The 23,092-nt window shown below is 53.7% G+C and carries 19 protein-coding genes and 1 pseudogene; 14 read left to right on the forward strand and 6 right to left on the reverse strand.

Annotation, left to right across the window (positions count from 1 at the left end):
• Positions 1-16: 16 nt before the first annotated feature.
• The 4 genes and pseudogenes from ACP9M6_RS04535 (at position 17) to ACP9M6_RS04550 (ending at position 3,887) form a co-directional block, all read left to right on the forward strand.
• Entirely contained in the window at positions 17-715 is a 699-nt protein-coding gene (locus ACP9M6_RS04535) for a helix-turn-helix domain-containing protein (RefSeq protein WP_427453872.1), read from the forward strand.
• A gap of 48 nt (positions 716-763) precedes the next feature.
• Complete coding sequence (gene ispG / locus ACP9M6_RS04540) at positions 764-1,885, forward strand: flavodoxin-dependent (E)-4-hydroxy-3-methylbut-2-enyl-diphosphate synthase (protein ID WP_427453876.1); 1,122 nt, start codon at positions 764-766, stop codon at positions 1,883-1,885.
• Positions 1,886-2,009: 124 nt separating this feature from the next.
• Positions 2,010-2,147: pseudogene (locus ACP9M6_RS04545) on the forward strand (hypothetical protein); the annotation flags it as partial.
• 27 nt (positions 2,148-2,174) lie between these two features.
• Positions 2,175-3,887, forward strand: a complete 1,713-nt coding sequence (locus ACP9M6_RS04550; protein WP_427453878.1) for an ATP-binding protein — start codon at positions 2,175-2,177, stop codon at positions 3,885-3,887.
• Positions 3,888-4,594: 707 nt separating this feature from the next.
• On the opposite strand, the gene ACP9M6_RS04555 is transcribed toward ACP9M6_RS04550, so the two are convergent.
• Complete coding sequence (locus tag ACP9M6_RS04555; RefSeq protein ID WP_427454753.1) at positions 4,595-5,419, reverse strand: mechanosensitive ion channel family protein; 825 nt, start codon at positions 5,417-5,419, stop codon at positions 4,595-4,597.
• 157 nt (positions 5,420-5,576) lie between these two features.
• Here ACP9M6_RS04555 and ACP9M6_RS04560 point away from each other — a divergent pair, with 157 nt between their 5' ends.
• Complete coding sequence (locus ACP9M6_RS04560; RefSeq protein WP_427453880.1) at positions 5,577-6,347, forward strand: DUF481 domain-containing protein; 771 nt, start codon at positions 5,577-5,579, stop codon at positions 6,345-6,347.
• A 72-nt stretch (positions 6,348-6,419) separates the two neighbouring features.
• Positions 6,420-8,852: a DNA topoisomerase (ATP-hydrolyzing) subunit B gene (gene gyrB, locus ACP9M6_RS04565; protein WP_427453881.1), complete on the forward strand. Its 2,433-nt coding sequence runs from the start codon at positions 6,420-6,422 to the stop codon at positions 8,850-8,852.
• Here the strand turns inward: gyrB and ACP9M6_RS04570 are convergent.
• Positions 8,849-9,202: a hypothetical protein gene (locus ACP9M6_RS04570; protein ID WP_427453883.1), complete on the reverse strand. Its 354-nt coding sequence runs from the start codon at positions 9,200-9,202 to the stop codon at positions 8,849-8,851. The genes gyrB and ACP9M6_RS04570 overlap by 4 nt on opposite strands.
• A gap of 220 nt (positions 9,203-9,422) precedes the next feature.
• Between ACP9M6_RS04570 and ACP9M6_RS04575 the strand changes: the two genes are divergently transcribed.
• Positions 9,423-9,872 carry a hypothetical protein gene (locus ACP9M6_RS04575; RefSeq protein WP_427453884.1) on the forward strand — a complete coding sequence of 150 codons (450 nt, stop codon included), beginning with the start codon at positions 9,423-9,425 and terminating at the stop codon, positions 9,870-9,872.
• Between the two features lie 73 nt (positions 9,873-9,945).
• Positions 9,946-12,462: an esterase-like activity of phytase family protein gene (locus tag ACP9M6_RS04580; protein ID WP_427453886.1), complete on the forward strand. Its 2,517-nt coding sequence runs from the start codon at positions 9,946-9,948 to the stop codon at positions 12,460-12,462.
• Here ACP9M6_RS04580 and ACP9M6_RS04585 read toward each other — a convergent pair.
• Positions 12,459-12,743, reverse strand: coding sequence for a helix-turn-helix domain-containing protein (locus ACP9M6_RS04585; RefSeq protein WP_427453888.1), 285 nt, complete (start codon positions 12,741-12,743; stop codon positions 12,459-12,461). The two genes, ACP9M6_RS04580 and ACP9M6_RS04585, sit on opposite strands and share 4 nt — an antisense overlap.
• A 75-nt stretch (positions 12,744-12,818) precedes the next feature.
• Between ACP9M6_RS04585 and ACP9M6_RS04590 the strand changes: the two genes are divergently transcribed.
• The gene (locus ACP9M6_RS04590; RefSeq protein ID WP_427453890.1) at positions 12,819-13,967 is read left to right on the forward strand and encodes a hypothetical protein; all 1,149 of its coding nucleotides are present in this window, start codon (positions 12,819-12,821) and stop codon (positions 13,965-13,967) included.
• Here ACP9M6_RS04590 and ACP9M6_RS04595 read toward each other — a convergent pair.
• Positions 13,964-14,758, reverse strand: coding sequence for a thioesterase family protein (locus ACP9M6_RS04595; protein WP_427453892.1), 795 nt, complete (start codon positions 14,756-14,758; stop codon positions 13,964-13,966). The two genes, ACP9M6_RS04590 and ACP9M6_RS04595, sit on opposite strands and share 4 nt — an antisense overlap.
• 71 nt (positions 14,759-14,829) lie before the next feature.
• Here ACP9M6_RS04595 and ACP9M6_RS04600 point away from each other — a divergent pair, with 71 nt between their 5' ends.
• Positions 14,830-17,724, forward strand: coding sequence for an ImpA family metalloprotease (locus ACP9M6_RS04600; protein ID WP_427453893.1), 2,895 nt, complete (start codon positions 14,830-14,832; stop codon positions 17,722-17,724).
• A gap of 21 nt (positions 17,725-17,745) precedes the next feature.
• Positions 17,746-18,741: a 2-dehydropantoate 2-reductase gene (locus tag ACP9M6_RS04605; protein ID WP_427453895.1), complete on the forward strand. Its 996-nt coding sequence runs from the start codon at positions 17,746-17,748 to the stop codon at positions 18,739-18,741.
• A gap of 132 nt (positions 18,742-18,873) precedes the next feature.
• On the opposite strand, the gene ACP9M6_RS04610 is transcribed toward ACP9M6_RS04605, so the two are convergent.
• The gene (locus ACP9M6_RS04610) at positions 18,874-19,368 is read right to left on the reverse strand and encodes an Hsp20 family protein (RefSeq protein ID WP_427453897.1); all 495 of its coding nucleotides are present in this window, start codon (positions 19,366-19,368) and stop codon (positions 18,874-18,876) included.
• Between the two features lie 219 nt (positions 19,369-19,587).
• Here ACP9M6_RS04610 and ACP9M6_RS04615 point away from each other — a divergent pair, with 219 nt between their 5' ends.
• From ACP9M6_RS04615 to ACP9M6_RS04625, 3 genes are all read left to right on the forward strand, one after another.
• On the forward strand, positions 19,588-20,466 hold the full coding sequence (locus tag ACP9M6_RS04615; protein ID WP_427453899.1) for a class I SAM-dependent methyltransferase: 879 nt from the start codon (positions 19,588-19,590) through the stop codon (positions 20,464-20,466).
• An 81-nt stretch (positions 20,467-20,547) separates the two neighbouring features.
• Complete coding sequence (locus ACP9M6_RS04620) at positions 20,548-20,841, forward strand: SCP2 sterol-binding domain-containing protein (protein WP_427453900.1); 294 nt, start codon at positions 20,548-20,550, stop codon at positions 20,839-20,841.
• Between the two features lie 45 nt (positions 20,842-20,886).
• A complete protein-coding gene (locus ACP9M6_RS04625; protein WP_427453902.1) occupies positions 20,887-21,855 on the forward strand; it encodes an alpha/beta fold hydrolase in 969 nt (322 codons plus the stop codon).
• Here the strand turns inward: ACP9M6_RS04625 and ACP9M6_RS04630 are convergent, their stop codons facing one another.
• Positions 21,856-23,001 (reverse strand): glycosyltransferase family 4 protein, encoded by a 1,146-nt coding sequence (locus ACP9M6_RS04630; RefSeq protein ID WP_427453904.1) that lies wholly within the window; start codon positions 22,999-23,001, stop codon positions 21,856-21,858.
• Positions 23,002-23,092 lie beyond the last annotated feature (91 nt).

Consider the following 23,092-nt stretch of genomic DNA (forward strand, 5'->3'; position numbering starts at 1 on the left):
TAGACACTTAGGTTCAATGCCGGACCCGCACACACATATTGGACATCGCCTCCGCGCCCGTCGCGAGAGCCTTGACCTGTCCGTCTCGGACATGGCGATGTCGACGAACCTGCGTGAAGATTATATTATCGCGATAGAGCGTCTGGACCAGACCGCGTTGCCCGCCATTGGCTACGTCCTCGGCTTTGTCCGGACTTATGCGAAAGGCCTGAACCTCGACCCGACGGAAGCGGTCGCAGATTATAAACGCGATGTCGCACTGGCCGATGGGCTGCCCCTGCGCGGGTCGCCGCATTTTGTATTTCAGCGCCGCATCCGCCTGCCGCTCGGCTTTGCGCCTGCGCTCTCAGTCCTCGCGGCTGTTGCCATGCTCGGCACGTGGTACGGATTACAGACCGAAGCCGTCGCCGATCAACCGATCAGCCAGACCGTCCTGCCGCTCGATATCGACACACCCGTCGCGCCCGTCATGACGGACGGCCTCATCACGCTGCGCACCACCGCGCCGAGCTGGGTGCAGATTTCCGACGCAAATGGCACAACCCTCGTCAGCCGCATTTTTGTCACGGACGAGATGTGGCAAGGCCCCGTCGGCGAAGGTTACACCGTGTCCGTCCGCGATGCGGGCGCGGTCGAGCTCTATGACGGTACACGCCGCGTCGGCCCGCTCGGCGCAAAGGGCGAACCGCTGACCGATGTTTTGCTCTCGCCATAGCCGCAATCCTGTCTTTAATCCGACACATCCCCGCGCTATAGCCCCCGCATGAGCGGCACACCCAAAGACATTAATTCCATCCGGCCCTGGCGCACGATTGAACGGCGCAAGTCCCGCAAGATCAAAGTCGGCAAAGTCGAGGTCGGCGGCGACGCACCCATCGCCGTGCAATCCATGACCAACACCCTGACCCATGATGTCGACGCGACGGTCGGGCAGGTCCTCGCCCTGCAAGAGGCGGGCGCGGATATTGTGCGCGTCTCGGTCCCCGACCCCGATAGCAGCGCGGCCCTGCGGTCAATCGTCGATCAGGTCCAGGTCCCCCTCGTCGCGGATATTCATTTCCATTATAAACGCGGAGTTGAGGCCGCGGATCAGGGCGCGGCCTGTCTGCGCATCAATCCCGGCAATATTGGCGGGCAACACCGCGTGAAAGAAGTCGTCGCCGCCGCCCGCGCCAATGGCTGTTCCATCCGGATTGGCGTCAATGGCGGCAGCCTTGAGCGCGAACTCCTCGAAAAATATGGCGAGCCTTGCCCCGACGCGATGGTAGAGTCCGCCCTCATGCATGCCCGTATGCTCGACGATGAAAATTTCCACGATTACAAGATTTCGGTCAAAGCCAGCGACGTCTTCATGACCGTCGCGGCCTATCACCAACTCGCGGATGCCACGGACGCACCGCTCCATCTCGGCATAACAGAGGCCGGCGGCCTGCGCATCGGTACGGTCAAAAGTTCCATCGGCATGGGCAATCTGCTCTGGGCCGGGATTGGCGACACGATCCGCGTCTCCCTCTCCGCCGACCCGGTGGAGGAGATCAAGGTCGGGTTCGACATGTTGAAATCCCTCGGCTTGCGGACACGCGGCGTGAACATCATCTCCTGCCCGTCCTGCGCGCGCCAAGGCTTTGACGTGATTAAAACCGTCCAAATCCTCGAAGAGCGGCTCGCCCATATCAGCCAGCCGATCACGCTGTCTATTATCGGCTGCGTCGTCAACGGCCCCGGCGAAGCCATGTTCACCGATGTCGGCTTCACGGGCGGTTCCGCAGGCTACGGCATGATGTATCACGCGGGGAAGAAAACGGGGAAGACCGATAATGACGTGATGGTGGACGAGATTGTCGCGGCGGTTGAAGAGCGGGCGGCTGGGTTGGCTGATGCTTGATATTCCTTCAACTCGGAGCCTTGAGGGCGATATTGAAAGCCGCATTAAGAGGTAACCAAAACCCTCAAATGCCACCAATGCCTTACAGCCCGTATTTGAAGCCGTTAGCAACGCCTATCACGCCATTGATGACAAATTTAAAGGTGATGCGGTTAAGAAGGGCCGTGTTGATATTAGCGTTGATAACAACGATGACCCTAAAAATGTTGTCATTACTGTCGAAGATAACGGTATAGGTTTAGACGAAAAAAGATTTGATGCGTTTTGTACAACTGACACCAAGTGGAAGATGGATAAAGGTGGTAAAGGAGTAGGGCGATTACTTTGGCTTGATATGTTTGCCAACGTGCATATTCAAAGTACTTTTAAATGCGAAGAGGGTTTTAAGACCAGAAGTTTTGACTTTTCTCTTGGTAATTCCCAGCAGATTAAAAATCATGAAATTATTAAGTCGGCTTCTTCCAGAAAAACTGGCACAATAGTTACATTGTCAGGTATTAGGCAAAGCGATTATTTAAAACGCTTCCCGGTTCGGGCAGGTAATTTCACAAAACATTTTGGGAGTCATTTCTTTTCCGATTTTATTCTTCAGAAAGCACCTAAAACTTATCTGTCCATATCCGATAAATCACTCAATTTCCCAGAACATATTTTAAAGTTGCTTGTAGAGGAAAGAGATGAAGTTGTTGTTGAAACTGAAGAGTATGGAGATCTTTATCTGAAAAATTTCATCTGTTTGCCCGCGGCAAGTAGTGATCTTGAGGGTGACAACCAATTACATTATATCGCTAATGACAGAACTGTTGTTTCAAGAAAAATAGATGGTCTTATCGGTTTTAAGCGATTTGGAAAAACTGAAAAGGTTGTCTTCCATGGATGTGTATCTGGCGATTTTCTAGACAAAACTGTCAACCAAGAGCGTACAAATTTTACTTTTTCGGAAGCGATATCAAAAGATATAGCTAAGGCTTGTGCCAAAAAAATTCGAAAGAAAGTCTTGAAAAAAGAAACAAGAAAGTTTGATGGCAAACGAAAGAAAACTCTTGAGAAGTTTTTGGATGAATACCCTTCTTTTGGCTTTGCATCCTCCAAGAAGCTTTTATCAAGAGTCCCAAAAAATGCCGTAAAAGAAGAGCAATTTGCCAGAGCTTTAATTCCACTTCGGATAAGACGAGATATTGAGCGTAAAAAAACTATACAAAAAGTTGTTGATCTACTTGCGTCAGAAAAATCAGTTCCAGATGATTTTCAAAAAGAACTCTCTAAAGCTGTTGAAGATGTTAAGCAAGAAGAGCAGCGACAACTAACTGAATATGTACTTCGCAGAAAAATGGTTCTTGATGTATTAGACGTTCTTATCAGACGCGTCAGAACACTGGCTTCGGGTAAAAGAGACTTCCAGTTAGAAGAAAGCCTCCATGAATTTATATGCCCGATGAAAATACGTGGCGATGACCCGACTAAAATTGAGGCCTCAGATCATGATCTCTGGGTGCTTGATGAACGGCTTGTATTCTCAAAATACTTTGCGTCTGATGTGCAAAATAAGAAAATCTTAGAGGATAGTGAAGATGATGACAGGCCCGACCTATTCTTATTTGATAGGTTGCATGGTCTTGGAATTGAAGGAGAAGAGCCTTTAACTCGTGTGATGTTGGTCGAATTTAAAAAACCAGGAAAAAAATCATATCAGGATAAATACTTACCAAATAATCAAATATTGCGTTACATTGCTAAGCTCAAAGAACAGTCTATAGAATCCTACGATGGGGAACCAATTCGTTTAGCTCCAAATTGTGTATTTCATTGTTTTATTGTTGCAGACATAGTTGGCAATTTAAAAGACCATGTTGCATCTTGGGATGTTACTGCAAATGGTCGTGGTCGCTGGTTACCATTGCGAGGTGATTATCGAGGTTCGATTGAAGTAATTCAGTGGAAAGATTTAGTTAAGGATGCAATGTCTCGTAACCGAGGGTTTATTGCTGCTGTGGGACTTTAAAACATAATCCCCGCTTTCGGCACCGAATCCAACCCCACCACCCAAAAAACACACCCCGAAAATACCATTATATCCGAACAGCTTAGCGGCTCAGTACGCCATTAAAAAAGGTCCCCCGGACCTTTTTCGGACAATTTGCGTCCACGGTTATAAATCCCGCGCTATATTCACACTCGTTCTTTCAGACACGGGACAGGTAGGACGTCACCTTCTGGTCTGAGAGACGGTGTGTCTATTTTCGGGATGTGACAGTCGCGGGAAGGGGCCTGATTTCGAGCGCCTGACTCTCTGGAACGGGAGCAGTCCAGTAAGGCCGTTATCGGTAAAGCACTGCCGCAGGGTTCGCCCCGCGTAAAACACTATAGATATTCGGTCTCCATCGCGGGGCCGGACCCTGCGGGCTGTCCTTTTTTCGGACAAATATGCGTTTTGCCGACCCCCTTTGAAAAAGGTGATGGGCGGTGAGCGTTGGCGTTTGTCTTCTGCTCTTACACACCTCTGTCATCGTTATGACGCTGTCACCAAGATCGGCGCGGGTCAAAGCTGTGTCGAATGGATCCTCGGGTCAAGCCCGAGGATGACAAGGCATAAAATGTGTGGGCCTCATAAAGAAAGTGGCCCGTCCAATGAAGGACGAGCCACCCCGGGGGCTTCCCTTTCTGCGTTTTTTAAAACGCCAAGGGGAGCACGTTATCTCGGCCAAAGCCCTAGTCTTTGGACATGATAATGCGGGTTTGCGGGTAGGGTGTGCTCAGTCCCGCTGCGCCGAGGGCGGCTTTGACCTGTTCCGGCACGGAATAGGTGACGTCGAAATAATGCGCGCCATCAGTAAACGGACGGACGAGGATTTCGACGGACCGTTCGCTCAGGGACTCGACCTCGATGAACGGGGCCGGGTCGGATTTGACATGCGGGTGGTCGGCCAGGACTTTCTGGATGACGTCGCGGGCTTTTTGGACATCGTCCTCATAGGCGACGTTAAAGCGCATATCGACACCGCGCACCGGATGGTGGCTATGGTTGATGATCTTCTCGCCCCAGATCTTGCTGTTGGGGATGATGATCTGCTGATTGTCAAAGGTTTGCAGGATCGTTGTGAACATGTCGATTTCTTCGACATTGCCGAAAGTGCCGGCCGCGTCGATGAAGTCACCGACTTTATAGGGGCGGAAAATCAAGAGCATGACGCCCGCCGCCAGATTGGACAATGTGCCTTGCAGGGCGAGGCCAACCGCGACAGTCGCCGCGCCGAGAACGGCCACGATGGATGTGGTTTCAACGCCAAAGCGGCCCAAAACCGCGATGGCGACAACGGCCATAATCAGGAAGCCGACAATACTGGCAAAGAAACGGAACAGGGTTTCGTCCAGATGCTGGTACTTTTGGCCCATCTTTACGATGGCGTTGCGGACGCGTTTGGACACCCAAAGGCCGACGAGTAAAATGATGATCGCGATAACGACATTCGTCGCCAATCCCAATCCGGTACTGGTCAATGATTCCAGTCGGTCGGGGTTAAAAAAGTTTTTGATATTTTCCACGGGGCCCTCCAGCCATATAATTGCGTTGGTGCTTCATACCGTGGAACAGGGTGAACAGTTTATGAACGCTTCGAAATGTGGGCGTTCATCTATTATACACCTTCTTCGAAATATGGCCCCTCCAACAAAAATGAAGGAGACCTCGGTCATGAAACAAATTTCAAAAACACTCATCGCCCTCATGGCGACAACGGCGATGGCAACAACCGCGATGGCACAGGATGCGGATGGCTGGTCCGGCGAGGCGTCGCTGACGGGCTCTAAGACAACCGGTAATACAGAAACGACGGATATTGGGTTGGGCTTGCAGCTCGCCAAGGAGTCCGGCGTTTGGAAACATGCGGTCAATGCGTCTGCTGATTTTGGCCGTGCTTCAGGCGAGACGAATAAGGAGCGCTACGTGCTCGGTTATCAGGTCAACCGCGATATTACGGATCGTCTCTACGCGCTCGGCAATGCGGATTATTACCGCGATGAGTTCGGCGCGTTCGAGGAAGGTTACTTTCTCGGTGCCGGTCTGGGTTACGCGTTGGTGCAACCCGCCCCGTTGGGCTGGGATGTGGAAGCCGGCCTCGGTTATCGCTCGCAACTCCCCGCCGTTGCTGCGGGTCTGACAGCGGCGGAAATCGCTGTGCTGGAGGCCGCCGGTGATTTGGACCGTCAGAACGAACTCGCCCTGCGCGGGGCGTCCAAGATCGCCTATGATTTCAACGATGCTGTCTCGCTCTATAATAATAGCGAGGTCATCTATTCCTCCAGCGATACCTATCTGTGGAACGAGTTGGGCCTGACCGCCAATCTGGTCGGTAATCTGGCGGCGCGGGCCAGTTTCCGCGTGGACCATCATACGGACGTGTTGCCGGGGCGTGAGAAAACCGACACGATCACGCGGTTCGGGGTCGTTTACACGATGAACTAAGAGGGCTGTAGCCCTTACATTGAGTAACGGAATCCTGTAGGAATCACTATCGATTCACGCAGGATTCCATCCATGGCCGAGCCCGTACCCAATACCCCAGAATATGGGGCCGATTCCATCAAGGTCCTCAAGGGCCTCGACGCCGTCCGCAAACGGCCGGGCATGTATATCGGGGACACGGATGACGGCTCCGGCCTGCATCACATGGTCTATGAGGTCGTCGATAATTCCATCGATGAAAGCCTCGCCGGACATGCGGACCGGGTCGAGGTTGTGCTCCATCCCGACGGGTCCTGTTCCGTGCGCGATAATGGCCGCGGCATTCCCGTCGCCATGCACACGGAGGAGGGGATCTCCGCCGCCGAAGTCATCATGACCCAGCTCCATGCGGGCGGGAAATTTGACCAGAATTCCTACAAGGTTTCGGGCGGATTGCACGGGGTCGGGGTGTCGGTCGTGAACGCGCTGTCTGTGTCTTTGCAGCTGACGATCTGGCGCGATGGCAAAGAGCACTGGATGGAGTTCAAACATGGCGACTCGCTCGCACCGCTGAAAATTGTCGGGGACGCGCCGCAGGATAATCGCCGCGACGGGACGACCAAGGTCCTGACCGGAACGATGGTGCGCTTCCTGCCGTCGGAAGAGACGTTTACGATGGTCGAATTTGACCGCGCGACACTGGAACGCCGCCTGCGGGAACTGGCGTTTCTGAATTCCGGCGTCATGATTATCCTGCGCGACGAACGCCCCGAAGAACCGATCGAGACCGAGCTTTATTATGAGGGCGGGATCGAAGCCTTTGTCCGTCATCTGGACGCGAATAAAACGCCCGTGCTGGACACGCCTATCAATGTCCATGCGGAGAAAGACGGGATCACTGTCGATGCCGCGATGTGGTGGAATGACGGCTATCACGAAAATGTCCGCTGCTTCACCAACAACATCCCGCAACGCGATGGGGGAACGCATTTGGCGGGGTTCCGCGGGGCGTTGACGCGGACAATTAATACTTACGCGCAGAGCATGGCGAAGAAGAATGACAAGGTGAAACTCTCCGGTGATGACGCACGGGAAGGGCTGACCTGTGTCCTGTCTGTGAAAGTGCCGGACCCGAAATTCTCCTCACAGACCAAGGACAAACTGGTTTCCTCCGAGGTTCGTCCCGTCGTGGAATCTGCGATGAACGAAGCCCTCGGCGAATGGTTCGAGGAACATCCGCAGGAAGCCAAGCTGATCGTGCAGAAAATCGCCGAAGCCGCCATGGCCCGCGAAGCCGCGCGCAAGGCCCGCGATCTGACGCGAAAGAAAAGCTCACTCGACATTGCCTCGCTGCCGGGGAAACTCGCCGATTGCCAGGAACGCGATCCGGCCCTGTCCGAGATTTTCATAGTGGAGGGGGACTCTGCGGGGGGCTCCGCGAAACAGGCGCGGGACCGTCACAATCAGGCTATCCTGCCGCTCAAGGGTAAAATTCTGAACGTGGAACGTGCCCGCTTTGACCGCATGCTCTCTAGCCAGGAAATCGGGACGCTTATCACGGCGCTCGGCACTGGCATTGGTCGCGAAGATTTCAGCGCGGATAAGGCCCGCTACCACAAGATCGTCATTATGACCGATGCTGATGTGGACGGCGCGCATATCCGGACGCTGTTGCTGACATTCTTCTACCGCCAGATGCCGGAACTCATTGAGCGCGGCTATCTCTACATCGCACAACCACCACTTTATAAAGTCGAGCGCGGGAAGAATACGCAATATATCAAAGATCAGGAAGAGCTCGACGAATACCTCATCGATGCGGGATCGAAAGATGCCTCGCTGACATTAGATGATGGCTCTGTCATTGCGGGCGAAGATCTGAAACGCGTTGCCCGCGAAGCGCTGGCCGTTCAGCAAATTCTAAATCGAATGAAACACCGCGCGCCGGATAGTGCCATCGCGCAAATCGCGATTTCCGGCATTTTGACCGTCGAGGAACACCCCGAATTAATTGACGCCGCCGTAGCGCGTCTCGACCTCATCGCGGATGAGGGTGAAGATGGCTGGGCCGGACGTTATGATGAAGACGGCGCCCTCGTGTTTGAACGCGACGTGCGTGGAGTCATGGACCGGATCATCATGCGGCCCAGCTTCCGTGACAGCTCCGACGCGCGACGCCTGCAAAAGCTGGCGCCGTCGCTCGGTGAAACCTATTCAGGCACAGCGACGCTCCGTCGGGGCGAGAACGAGCCGATATATGTCTCCGGTCCTGCGCAATTGCTCGACGTGATTTTCGAGGCTGGTCGCAAGGGTTTCAAAATCCAGCGTTATAAGGGATTGGGCGAAATGAATCCGGACCAACTCTGGGAAACAACCCTTGATGCTAACGCGCGGTCACTCCTGCAGGTCCGTATCGAGGCCGCCGATGCCACGGATGAACTGTTTACGAAACTCATGGGTGACGTCGTCGAACCCCGTCGCGATTTCATTATCAGTAACGCGCTGGATGCTGAGGTGGATAGCTAGCGCGTCGTGCGATAGGCCAGTTTTATCATCTCGTCCATCCGCTGCGTTTCCTGGCCGAGCTTTTTCTCTATCGCGGCTTGCATGGCGGCTTGCGCCTCTTGGAAGTCAGCCTGCGCTTCGCGTTGCAGGCAGGCGATATGGTTCGTAATGGCTTGTGAATAGAGCTCCAGCTTTTCCTGTTTTGAAAGCGTTGGGTCAAAACTCTGGATAGGTTTCGGGCAGTCCATGCTCTCCCATTGGAAATCCGTTCCGGGAGCGGGGCGCAAAATTTCTCCGGCCTTAGCGGCTGGCACAAACGCTAAACTCGCCAAAATAAACAAACAGGTCGTCGTCGCCATTCCAAATTTCATCTTATCAGGTCCTTGAATTTCGCCGAGTATACAGTCTATACGCGAAACATGCGTAACGCCGTTATATATCGACAGCAACAGACACAGCATGATTTTGTGGTGTGTTTGCGCATGGTATTGGATTAAAGAACAGACGTTTCAATCTACACCTACTCAACCCACCCCTGTCGGTGGGTTTTCTATTTCAAAGTCCGCTGATATTTAATTCGAGGACATCCTAATGATCTATTCTTCCGATAAAGAAGTCCTGCATATTTATGAGGGCTTGTGCCGCAAGACCCTACCAAAACCCGACTGGAGCCATGCTGCGCATTTTGCTGCTGCCTGTGCGATTATGATTGATCCCGCACGGGACGCCTTCGCGGATATGCCGGACATCATCCGAGAATATAATGAAGCGACGGGTGTCGCGAATACGGACACCGAAGGCTATCATCATACAATTACGGTGGCGTCATTGCTCGCGGTTCAGCATCATATGAACTTGGAATTACATCTTTATCAGAACGTCAATGCAATCCTTACGTCGGAATATGGGCGGTCCGACTGGCTTACGGCTTACTGGTCGCAGGATTTGCTATTCTCTAAGGCTGCACGAAATCACTGGGTCGCACCGGACCGAAAGACCCTACAGTTTATAACCAAATCTTACATTGCGTTAAAGGGTTGAAGGAAATTGAAAGGTAGCGTGACTTGAGTCCGGTGCGAATGAACGGTCAGAGTGTAAGCGGGAGGCTGTCTGAATGCTCGAATCTCTTTTTGTACCCCGGCGTTTTTCGTCAACTTTTTTGGGCGCAGCGCTTTTAGCCTGCACCGCTCTTGCCGGATGTGGTGGGGGAGGTGGTGGCAGTGAGAGAGCCCCGACTGTTGTTACGCCGCCCGCGCCTCCACCGCCGCCGCCTGCGACGATTACGATTGATGTTCAATTGGCTGCTGGCGATGCAAATTGTTTCCGGGGCGGCACGCGCACGGATACGGGCTTGGATGATAACGGGAATGGCACGCTCGAATCCGGTGAAGTGGATAGCACGACTTTCACTTGTAATGTCGCGCCGCCTAACACGCTCGAGAACTTCACGCGCATTGCGACTTTCCCCGTCTGCCGACAACAGGACGCCGATTGCGATACGGATATTCAACGTTCAGCAGAGATTGTAGATGTGTCGCAGGATGGAAACACGCTAATCTATACCGACCCGCCCCGTCAGACGCTCGGCTTTGTCGATATTACGGACCCGTCCAATCCGGGGGCTGCCGGGACGCGTGACTTAGCCGGAACCCCGACCTCTCTGGCCGTGATTGGAAATTTTGCAATCGTGGCGGTGGACCGACCTGATACGACGGGACCTGACAATGGGTCACTGGAAGTCGTAAACCTCACAACGCGAACAATTGTCCGATCTTTTTCAGTCGCAGGTAATCCAGACTCTGTCGCGATTTCACCGGATGGGACGCGGGCGCTTGTCGCGGTTGAAAATCCAAATACGAACAGTTCCGACCAGCCGCCTATTCCTGGCTTTTTGCTCTCATTAGATGTGTCCTCTGACACGCCTGCGGATTGGACTGAGACGCAGATTGATCTGACGGGTTTGGCGGATGTCGATGGGAATGATCCCGAACCGGAATTTGTCGATATTAATGACGACAATATCGGCGTTGTCAGTTTGCAGACAAATAATCATCTCGTCCTCGTTGATTTAAATACGAATACGGTCACGGCTGATTTCTCCGCCGGAAGTGTTAATCTCGATAATGTCGACGCGCTGGAAGGCGAGATTGACGTCATCTCCCTCAGTCAGCGTCTCGTCGGTGTCGTCCGTGAACCAGACGGTGTGGCGTGGATTAACACGGACACATTTGCGACCGCGAATGAGGGCGCAGAACTGGGCGGTGGACGCGGCTTCACTGTGTTTGACACAACTGGCGCGATACAAGTCGAGGCCGGAAATGCCCTCGATCACGAGGCCGCCCGTCTCGGTCATTACCCTGACAGCCGCTCAGAGAATAGCGGCAATGAACCCGAAGGGGCGGAAGTCGGTATTTTTGGCGCGGATCGATATTTATTTATCGGCTCGGAACGCGGAGACTTGGTTTTTGTATACGACATTGCCGATCCGACGGCGCCGATTTCGGCGCAGACCTTGCCGAGCCCTGCGAGTCCCGAAGGCATAAAAGCCATACCGTCGCGTAATCTCCTCGTCGTCGCGGGCGAGGAAGATGACCGGTCCGAGGATGTTCGGTCCTCAATCGCAATCTACGAATATGTCGTCTCAGAGTTGACATACCCGACTATCAAGGCCGTAGACCGCCTCGATGGCACACCTATTCCTTGGGGTGCGCTCTCGGCCCTGACTGAGGACCCGAATAATGCGACGAATCTTTATTCTGTCGAAGATGCGGCTTTTGATGCCAACCGGATTTTCCGTCTCGACTTGTCGGAAACACCTGCGCGCCTCGCCGAGGATATCCAATTGCGCGACGATAATAACATCCTCTCAACCCTCACGGTGTCCGGCCCGGGTAGCGACAGAGACCGGTTTGACGGAAATGACCGTGACGACCTGACCAATCCGGACGGCACGGTTAATCTTGATCTTGAGGGCATTACGGTGGCGACCGGCGGCGGATTCTGGGTTGTGGCAGAGGGTGAAGGCGATGCGGAGAACACATTGTTTGAACCCATTGACGCGATCAACCTCCTCGTCAGAACCGACGCGGCAGGTGTGATTCAGGAAGCAGTTCGACTGCCCGCCAATGTCGAAGCCTTACAGGAAACGCGTGGGTTTTCCGGCGTGGCGGAGGAGGATGGTGTTTTATATGTCACGTTCCAAAGACCTTGGGGCATGGAAAATGATAATCGGATTGGCCGCTATGACACGGCGACAGGCCAATGGGATTTCATCTTTTACCGCGTTGATACACCGGAATCGCAAAATGGCGGGCGGGTGAGTTTGACGGATATCGCGTCCATTGGTGGCGGTGAATTCCGCCTTATGGAAAATGATTCACAAGCGGGACCGGATGCAGCCGTAAAGCGGATTTACACGGCTAATTTGGAAACTGTCTCTGCCGGTAACAGGGCGAGCAAAACGCTGTTTCGCGATTTAATTGTGTCAGAAGACCTGCCCGCAGGAAACGGGACCATTCCAAATAGCGTTGAAGGTTTAGCCGTGACGCCGGACGGACGCACATTTATCGTGAATGATAATGACGGCCTGCGCAGTAATGTCGGTGAAACGCGTTTGGTCGAGCTGGATTAATCCCCGAACTCTTCCGATCCATCATGCAGTGATCGGCCACCGCGTCCATCTTCTTGCAGGCCCTGTAGGAGGTCGGCGGGTTTTGCACCCAAGAGTGTGCAGAGCTTAAACATACGTTGCGCGGTTAGTCGCAGGCTTCCATCCTCATGCGCAATAATTTCTGAGAGCGGATAGCCGGATTTCGACGCGAGTTCCGTTCGGGTAAGACCTGATGTCTCGCGCAGGGTGGAGAGCCGACGCCCAATGGCGACATCCAAATTTTCATTTTGATCATCTGCCATGTCGTCTCCTAAACCAATCTTTTGTTTACCATAACGCCCTACATGCAAAGATATAATTTTTCATGGGTGCAGAACATGCCGAACAAAATTTTATTCATGACGGCCCTTATCGCCGCATCGGCTCTGAGCATGACGGTACAAGCGCAGGAAAGTTCCATCATTTTGACCTCCACCGCGATTGGTCAGAATTTTGATTATCCGACGGGAACGGAGGAGATTGAGACGGCTGTTGGAGACCTGGATGTCGTCGTGGAAACGGCCGTGTTCTTCAAGAATTTGGAATTAATCGGCTTTGATGATTTGGATGGGCAAACATTTTTTGGCGTCTTGGCCCCCATCCGGATGCGTTATCAGGCGAATGAAAAAGTGACATTCGAAGTCGGTGCGGTCTTGGGTCAGAATTTTGGGGATGATGACGGGCTGGATATTATAGAGCCACTCGTCCGGATTGCGGTCGAACCGACGCCGGATGTACACATCATTGCGGGGACACTCCTGCCGACCCATGCGTCGCATCAGGCCTTGTTCGATGATACAAACAAATTTCAAGATTTGGCGGAGCAGGGTTTCCAGTTCCGCGTGAATAAGAATTATTTCAAACAGGATAGCTGGATCAATTGGCGCATTCGCGAGGGCGATATCCGCGCGGAAGAATTTGAGATTGGAAACGTCTCTCAGGTCCGTCTCTTCGATGATGTCCTGCGTCTCGACGGGCAATTCCACTATGCCCATGCGGGCGGACAAATTTCAGAATCCCGTCGTGTCGATGATAATTATGCAGGTCTTTTGGGTGCGTCCGTTGGTGCTGGGAATGCGCTGGGCTGGGACACAATTGAAGATGTCCGCCTGCGCGGCGCCGCGATCTTTAGTTCGGAAAATACGAAAGATGCGCCGTCCACCGATGGTGATGGGTGGGAAGTCGGTGCGAATGTTGATTTGCGCGTGAGCGACTCAACGCTCGTACGACTGGATGCCAGCTATTATTCCGGCGAAGACCTCAACGCGCAACGCGGCGATGCGCTCTATCGTTTTGACGATTACGGACAGCTTGGTGCGGCGGCTGTCTGGAATTTCGGTCCTAATATGAACATAGAATTTGGTGCGGCCTATCAACGGAGCGATGGCCCCGGCACCGGCGAGGGCGACTTGGATAATTGGACCGCCAATATTAATTTCACCTATGGCACAGCGTTTTTGACGAACGCATTCAAGGCTCGCCGCTAAGCGAAAATAGCTATTGATTGCATGCCTTCGACGACGAGTTCGCCTGCCGCGTTCCATATCCGCATGACCTGTGTGGAATAGCCGCCGCCGGCAGCGGTGAGGCGGGATTCGACCTGCCACCAGCCGTCCTCTGTTTCCGGTTTATCCGACAGAATATTGACGATCCAGCTCATGGAACTGACGGGTGCCATCGTCCGGATGAGCGGCAGGGCTGCGGGCGGTAGGACATCGGCCAGACAGAGCAGGCTGCCCGTCCCTTCACGAGACGCAGGGTCCATATGCCGGGACCACGTTCGGATGTAACCTTCCGTACCGGTCATCGGACGTTCGCCCGCGATCAGGCGCGTATCGAAATTGTGGAAGAAGGCAGGAACCATGGGTTTCGCAAATTCCGGTGTGAACAATTCACACTCTTCCGGCAGCGGTGCGTCGGGTGCAGGGAAATCCACGCCTACCTCAGATGTCCGTGATGCCCCGAAGAGAAAGTCCGCGCGGCCGACACATTGCTCTCCCACATCTGCACGGCTGGAAACATTCGTCACATTCCGTCCACGTCTTAACAGTTCTGATGTCAGGACAGGCGTATCCGTGACGGGTCCGACAAAATTTACAATGGCCGAGCGCAGGGGCGGTAAGTCCTCAACCTGCTGTAATGCGGCTTCATACATTAATGCCGCGGTCATCCCCCCGTAACAGGTCCGGCCCTGCCGCCAATGATCGGGGATGGGCGCGGACAATCCGTCGCCATCCCCCTGTATCGCGTCCCGGATATCATTCCAGCCTTCATTCATGATTAACCCTGTCTTTTCACGCTGTCTTTTGGTCGATCTGATAGGCCGCCCTTTTCCGGCATGTTGGGGCAATGCCGGTCGCTTGGGAAGACCTATCCGTGATGATCCGCAATACAGTCTTGAAACCTGCGCTATTGGCTATGACGGCGCTCACCGCGATGTCTGCCTGTGGCGGAGGCGGAGGCGGAGGAAGTTCGCCGACGGTCTCAACACCGCCGCCACCCCCTGTTTCCGAACCGGCTCCTGCGCCCACATCTGTTGGTGCTGAAAAAGGCTGTGCCGCCCGTACGAAAAATGCGAATGCCAGTCGGGCCATTGCGGCAGGTGATGCGAGCCTTGCCACGATGGGAGATTTATTTTCCGATGTGCTGGATGTCGTCACCTGTACATCCGCTGATCATGACAGCGTGAAACGTGCGCTCTTTAATTTGGCCGAAGACGGGGCCGTCACGGCGGATTCACTGACCTCTATCAGCTGGGACCCCACCCATGATACCGGACTCCTGATCGCAGGAGCGGATGCCGGAATCGTGCTGCGCTCTAATGCCGTGACGCGCGATGGTTATGAGGTGCAGTCTGCGGGTTTGGCCGTGGCGGGAACGACAGGTGAGGCTCGACATTTGGTCATGGGGTCTAACCCGATGCGGAATATTCATCGGGGTGCATCGCCCGACGGCATGGATGCATTTTTGAAAAACGCGGTGGCATGGCTCTCGGGGCGGGACGATCTCGATACGGGAACTCTAAATGTCGTTATCGCCCAGATGGACCAGAGCTATTATTTCCCGGATCAAAACGGCACGCGCGCTTGGCTGGACGTGGCTTACGATACGCGCGTTATATATAATGAGGCCGCGGCATGCGACGGCGCGGCTTTGGCAGGCTGTCTCGCGGATAATCCTGATCTGCTCATCATTAGTCAGGTCGGCGAAGATGACGGTGTTTCTGCTGCGGTCGAAACTGCGCTCGCACGTGGACAGGCTGTTCTCTATCTACATCATGACGGCGACCTGAAACCGCTGGGAGCGAGCCTTATCTCGATGCTAGGTGCGAATTATGCTGGAGATAATTACTGGCGGCGGCAATCCATGGTCGCTTTTGACGGCACGGCTAATTATGGCGACCTGTCTGATGAAGCCGCTGCGCTGGAAACACTCCTCACGAATTTACGCGATGATAGTTTCGCGTTCGATCTCTCGACTTGCGAAGATAAATCCTGCCCTGACGGCCATGCCTATAATACGGATTTCCACGAGCCTGCGCAAAACCTGAAATCTCGTATTGATGGCTATGACCGCAGCGCGACGGATGTTTTTCAACTCAGCGGTCATCGTTTGGATAAGGGCTTGGTCCTGTTGGCGGATAAATTTCGCGAGGATGTTACCTATCCCATGGATAAAGTCGCGACACTGCGCGGTGATTTCCTCCGCTCAATGTTTGCCGATCACGTCGTCCATACCGCGCGAAGCTCTACACCTGTTCAGGCTGACCTCGGCAATTTCTCACGCAGTGATTTTACGGGAACGTCGCTGACGAATAAGACTGTCGATCTGACAGCCCGCCGTCATTATTCTGCCGCCGGAGTCTATGCTGTTCCGGGGCAGACCGTCCGTGTGACGCGATTGGATGATTCCGATGTCGGGACGCATATTCGCATCAACCTCGTGCGCTCCGGTGCAACGCATGAGTTCGAGACGAACGGGTATAAGCGCCCTAAATATCTGTCGTCACAGGATATGCCGATTGCGCCGGGGGAAACGCTGACATTTACGTCTCCACTAGGTGGTCCCATACAGGTGCGGTTTGACGGCAAAGATGTCGAAACGCAGTTCCGCTTCGAAGATGTCGGCGAACATGCCGTGTGGCGCGGGCCCGAAGATGATGCCGATTTCGAAGCGAAATTAGATGCGGGGACGTTTGATTGGGCGGAGCTGATCACCCCCGGATTTCAAGTTCACTCGACGCTGGAAAAAATGCGCGAAACTGTCAATCATCCCGTCTGGCCCAGTGCCGCACAGGTCGCGGAAGCCACGCAATATCATCTCCATAACCTGCCCCATGTTCTTGCGGGATTAAAAGGTGACGGTATCGATGTTGTGCCGGAAATCCACGATTTCGCTGCTGCGAATGGTCTGGAGATTTATACGCTGGACACGGTCAAACATATGAATGCCGATCAGGCGACCTGCGGATATGGCTGTTCCGGCAACCCCTATGACGCCTATTGGGATTTCAACCCGATTGGCCACGGCGATATTCATGAACTGGGCCACGGTCTGGAACGCAGCCGTTTCCTCTACGCCGGCCAGCCCGGACATACGGGCACGAATCCTTACAGCTATTTCTCAAAATCTGAATTTTTCAAGGAAACGTCGAATACGTCCGATCTGGGCTGCCAAAACCTGCCCTATCAAAACCTGTTTGAGACGGTTCAGGCCAGCCGAAATGAGGCGGATCCCGCGCAATATATGCGGGATCAAAACCTCACGAATTGGAGCGATGGGGCGGCGATAAACCTGCAAATCATGATGGCTGCACAGGATTTAGGATTGCTGGAAAACGGATATTTCCTCCTCGCGCGTCAGCATATTATCGACCGGGAATTTAATCTTGCCGATAATAACGATACGGCTTGGGCGGAAAAGAAAGACGGCCTCGGCTTTGGCGCATTTACGCGAGAAGAGGCGCGGGCCCTTACGAATAATGATTGGAACCTGATCGCACTCTCTCATGCTCTTGATCGCGATATGAGCAACTATCTTGAGCTCTGGGGGTTTGAGTTGTCCGAGAGTGCGAAAGCAGCTGTTGCGGAGAAGGTCGATTTCCCAACGGATTTCTATGTTGCAGATTCTCAAGCGCATTGTACCGGCTTTCCGACCGAGAAACGCCCTGTGGACGGTGCGCAGCTCTGGCCGCTTTCGGGCAAGCCTATGGCTACAAAATTCTCTAGGGATGACGCGCACTAAACTTTCCGCTAGCGCAGTCCTATGACGAAAATTGCGATATTGGGTGCGGGTTCTATTGGCTGCTGGATTGGTGGACATTTGGCGAAGGGTGGTGCTGATACCATCTTGATTGGTCGGGCGCGCTATGCCGATCAGATTTTGGAACATGGTCTGACACTTACGCATTTCGAACGGCCTGATATTCATTTACCGGATGTGACTTATGTGACGAAGCCTGATGTGCTCGGTGAAGCGGATATCGTCGCGGTCTGCACAAAGAGTCAGGACACCGAAGCGGCAGCGCAGCAAATCCTGCAATTTGCGAAAGCCGATGTGACCGCCATCAGTTTCCAAAACGGGATTCGAAATGCAGAGATTTTGCAGGCTGTATTACCCGAGGGCATGAATATCATTCCGGCCATCGTACCGTTTAATGTCACCCCAACCGCGCCGGGTGCGTTTCATTGCGGGACGGCGGGCGATCTCGTCATGGGGTCTGTTCCCGGCGAAATCGAGGCGGCTCTCGCAGCAAGCGGGCAGGGCGTTCGCCCGTCGCCCAATATCATTGGCGACCAATGGGCGAAGATGATTGTGAATTTGAATAACGGCTTGAACACGCTGTCCGGCGGAACCTTGCGCGAGGGTCTGATGCAACGCGATTATCGTCGCGCTCTGGCCGCTTGTGTTGAAGAAGCGCTGGATATTGCAAAAGCCGTTGGTGTTGAGGTGGGCACCTTTAACGGTCGAAAGCCCAACGCACTTGTCAAAACGTTGAGACTGCCAAATTGGCTCTACGCTCTCGTCATGCAACTCATTGTTAAGATCGACGCACAGGCAAGGTCTTCAATGTTGGATGATTTGGAGGCAGGCCGTCCGCCCGAAATTGAATATTTACAGGGTGAAATCGTGCGGCAGGCGGCGAATGTCGGGATAATTGCGCCAAAAAATGAAGCCATTCAATCCGCTGTTGAAGCCGCGTTTAAGCTGGGTGAAAGTCCACGCCTCTCCGGCTCTGTTATTCTGAAATTCATATCATAAAAACAAATGCGGCGTCGCTCGGTCTGGGAGGGATAAACCGAACGACGCCGTCTTTTATGCGCGTTTCACGCGGCGGTAGTAAAAGCCCTAAGGGGGAGAGCGATCCGCCGCGTGTTGCGTCATAATTCCAATCTAGGCAGCCTTTTTGGATTTGCCAGACTTGGCCTCAATTAACTTTTCGCCATTATCAGCCGCTGCATTTGTAATCGCGATTTTCTGCGGACGCAGCGCTTCCGGTACTTCGCGCACCAGGCTGATGATTAGCAGACCATTCGTGAGATCGGCAGAGCTGACCCGGACATGATCGGCCAATTGGAAACGACGCTCAAAGCCGCGCTCCGCGATACCGCGGTGCAGATATTCTGCCGCGTCATTTTCGGCCTTGGGCGCCTGCGTGCCCGTGACGGTCAGGATGCCGTTATGGCTCTCAATGTCGATTTCGTCAGCCGTAAATCCGGCCACGGCCAGTTCAATGCGAAAGCTGTCTTCCGACAGACGCGCGACGTTATAGGGTGGATAGGTGGAGCCTGATTGCGCGGCTTGGCTGGCGGCGGCATCAATCATGCTGGCCATGCGGTCAAAGCCGACAAAGTTGCGGTAGAGGGGGGAGAAATCATAAGTTCTCATGGTGTCATCCTTTATAAAAGCAATGTGTGTTTGGCCCCCAAAATGGCGGGCCGTGTAAGCTGCAAACCCGACAATCGGCGTTTGCGGGATTAGAAATGGGAATATCGTCCTGACCTTCAAGGGGGCTATCTGCAAAAAACACCCCACGAGAAATTGAGTTTACTTTCCCGCGCGTGCCCCTATCTCCCTTGCAACGCAATTCGCGAGATGGAGAGATTTATGCGAGTGACAACAACAATGGCGGCGCTTTTGAGTGCTGCAGCCCTGACCCTGACCGCCTGTGGCGGGGGTGATACGACAGCTGAAACAAAAGCTGAAACTGTAACCGAGCCCGAGGTGAAAATGGTCACGCTGGATGACGTGCTGGCCCATCCCCGCCGTGCCGAGGAAGCCAAGCGCGATCAGTTCCGTAACCCCAAGGAAACGCTCGAGTTTTTTGAAGTCGGTCCTGGCAAGCGCGTCGGTGAAATCTGGCCGGGTTGGTATACCAATGCGACGGCACCCTACCTCGCCGCGAATGATGGCCAATATGTTGCCGTCCTCTATCCCATGGGCGTGAATGAGCGTCTGGACGAACGGATTGAAGGCTACAAAAAGAAATATTCTGATGCCGATGTTTATGGCGAGATCGAATATGCCGAATTCCTGAAGGATTCGGGGCCGATCTTGTCCGAAGGTCAGGAACCGCTCGATGTGCTGGTCACCTATCGCAACGTCCATAACTGGATGGGCGGCGATTATGCACAGGACGCGTTTGACCGCTTTTACGAAGCCTTGAAACCGGGCGGAATTCTGGGTGTTGTTGAACATCGTCTGCCCGAAACAGCCGAGCAGAATCCAAAAGGCCGGTCCGGTTATGTGCAGGAAAGCTACATGAAAGACTTGGCGGCCAAGGCCGGCTTTGAGTTTGTTGCCTCATCCGAAGTCAATGCAAACCCGCGTGACACGGCGGATCACCCCTTTGGTGTTTGGACGCTGCAACCGCGCTCCCGCACACCGGAAGAGGGCAGTGAAGAGGCCAAGGATTTTAATGCGGAAGCCTATTTCAATATCGGCGAAAGTGACCGGGCCACATTGAAATTCCGCAAACCTGAATAAGGGCTTTCCCAAATTTTGGCTTTTAATGGGGCGGCGGACGCCCCATATATATTTTACAGATTCTAGACTGGAGAACACATCATGGAAAATGCAGAAATCGCGACAAAGATGACTGAAGCCTTGGAGAAGGCCGGCGGTCTCGATAAGTCGGTAAAATTCGACTTTGGCGATGGCGGACAGGTCTTTGCGTCCGGCACAACGGCTGAAGTCGCCGATAAGGACGCGGATTGCACGATCTCTGTCGATAAAGCAGACTTCATCGCGTTGGCGTCCGGCTCCATGGACCCCATGATGGCGTTTATGTCAGGCAAGCTAAAGGTCGCAGGCGACATGTCCGTTGCGATGGGCCTGCAAAGCCTTTTCGCCAATATGTAATTTGAGATCGGGCGTGAGGGGATAAAGTCCGCTCGCGCCCTTCTTATGTCCAGCGTCCTTCCAAATTTCGAAGAAGCCGAGATCGTCCGTCCGGGCGGTCGGCCCGTCCCTGCGGTATTAGAGCCACGGCTGAAGACGTATTACATAAACCGAAACGGGTTGCGACTTCGCGTGATGTTTGCCAGCGCAGCGACGGATAATCCGCGTGGTTCCATCATTTTTTCGCCGGGCCGCACTGAATTTATCGAGAAATATTTCGAGACGACTGCGGATCTGATTTCGCGCGGATTTAATGTCTTGATGGTCGATCCGCGTGGGCAGGGCCTGTCAGATCGGTTGATGGAAGACCGCCTGAAATCCTATGTTGGGAATTTTCAGGATTACGCCGATGATCTGGCCTTTGCAGCGGAAGAATTTGCGCCGCTTCTTCCCCGGCCCCACCTCGCGATTGGTCACTCTATGGGCGGCACAATTGTGTTGCAGGCCATTATTTCAGGCGCGTTAAATCCGGATGCGGTCATTGGTAGTGCGCCGATGTTAGGGCTTTTTGATCTGGAGACACCCTTATTGCGAGCTGTGATCGTGACCCTGTCACGGCTCGGTTTGGACAAGCGGAACCTGCCCTTTCAACGGCAGCGTTCGGGTCTACCGATCCCGTTTTTGGGCAATAAGCTGACCTCGGATAAGGATCGCTATAAAATCTGGTCCTCCTATTTTCAGACGACACCGCGATTGCGTGTTGGACAGCCGACCTATGGCTGGATACGCGCCTCACTGGCGGCCATGTCTTATGTCAACCGGAATGCGGATAAATTGGGCATTCCTGGCCTGATGATTGCGGCGGGGGCGGACCCAATCGTTGATCCGGCGAGTGTTGAGAATTTTGCGCGGAAGGCGGGCTGCGATTTCGAAGTCGTGCCGGGTGCGCTTCACGAATTATTCCTTGAGCGGGATATCTATCGCAACGCTTTTTTCGATCATATTGATGCGTTTTTAGAACGGCAAAAATTCTAGCTAAGACTTGGGTGTCGGCTTTCCGCGCATAATTTGCCAAATCCGCCGCAAGCTCCGTCTCAGAATATGAAAAGGGCTCGAGGCGATTCGTGTCACACGCCGCACCCTTCGCCAGCGCTTTCGCGGTTTATATTGCGGCGTGAGCAGCTCAAAAAACACATCCGTCACCGCGTCCCAACTATATTTATGTGCATGCGCAATGGCGTCTGCGGGCTTTAGCTTCAGCGCCGCGAGGCAAGCCGTTTTCAGGTCCTTATCGAGAATACCTGCCTTCGATCCCGGGATGATATCAATCGGCCCCGAGACCGGATAGGCCGCCACAGGCAGTCCCGTTGCCATGGCTTCAATAATGACGAGACCGAATGTGTCGGTTTTCGACGGAAAGACGAAAATATCTGCATCGGCAAAATGGCGTGCCAGTTCGACTTCAAATTTCGCGCCCGTAAAGGTCACTTCCGGATATTTCTTTTTTAACTCCTCTAATTGAGGCCCGTCCCCGACAATGACTTTTGAACCCGGGAGATCGAGATCCAGAAAGGCTTGCAGGTTTTTCTCGACGGCGACCCGCCCGACATTGACCCAGATGGGGCGCGGCAGTCCGGCATAGACATCGTCTGGTGCGGATTTTTTATCCGGGTTAAATAGAACCGTATCCACGCCCCGCGCCCAAGGGGCGAGTCGCGTAAAGCCGCGCTCATCCAGAAACTCAACCATGGACGGTGTCGTCACCATCGTGCGCCCGCCCGCATTGTGAAATCCCCGCACGAACCGATAGGACCAAGACATCGGGATAAAGGGCATCCGGGCCTTAATATATTCCGGGAATTTTGTGTGATAGCTTGTGGTGAAAGGCATCGCCCATTTATGGCACAGCATTTTCGCCATCTGCCCCAATGGTCCCTCGGTTGCGATATGGATGGCCTCCGGTCCAAAGGCCAGCATCCGCCGCTTCACATCATTATAGGCAAAGGGCGCGAGCCGGATATCCGGATAAGTCGGAAGGGGGAGGGTGAAATACCCATCGCTCGGCGCAATCACTTCGACCTCATGTCCACGCTTGCGCAGACTTTTCATGGTCTTATCCAGCGTCCGGACGACGCCATTCACTTGAGGATGCCAAGCATCTGTGACGAGTAGAATTTTCATTTCAGTGTGCCAGATCTCACGTGCTTTCTACCAAACCTGCACAAAATAAGGTCGCCTCTCTAAATTTTGTGCGTTTTTGAGTCATTCACAT

It is taken from the genome of Litorimonas sp. WD9-15, assembly GCF_050271975.1.
GTDB lineage: Bacteria > Pseudomonadota > Alphaproteobacteria > Caulobacterales > Maricaulaceae > Litorimonas.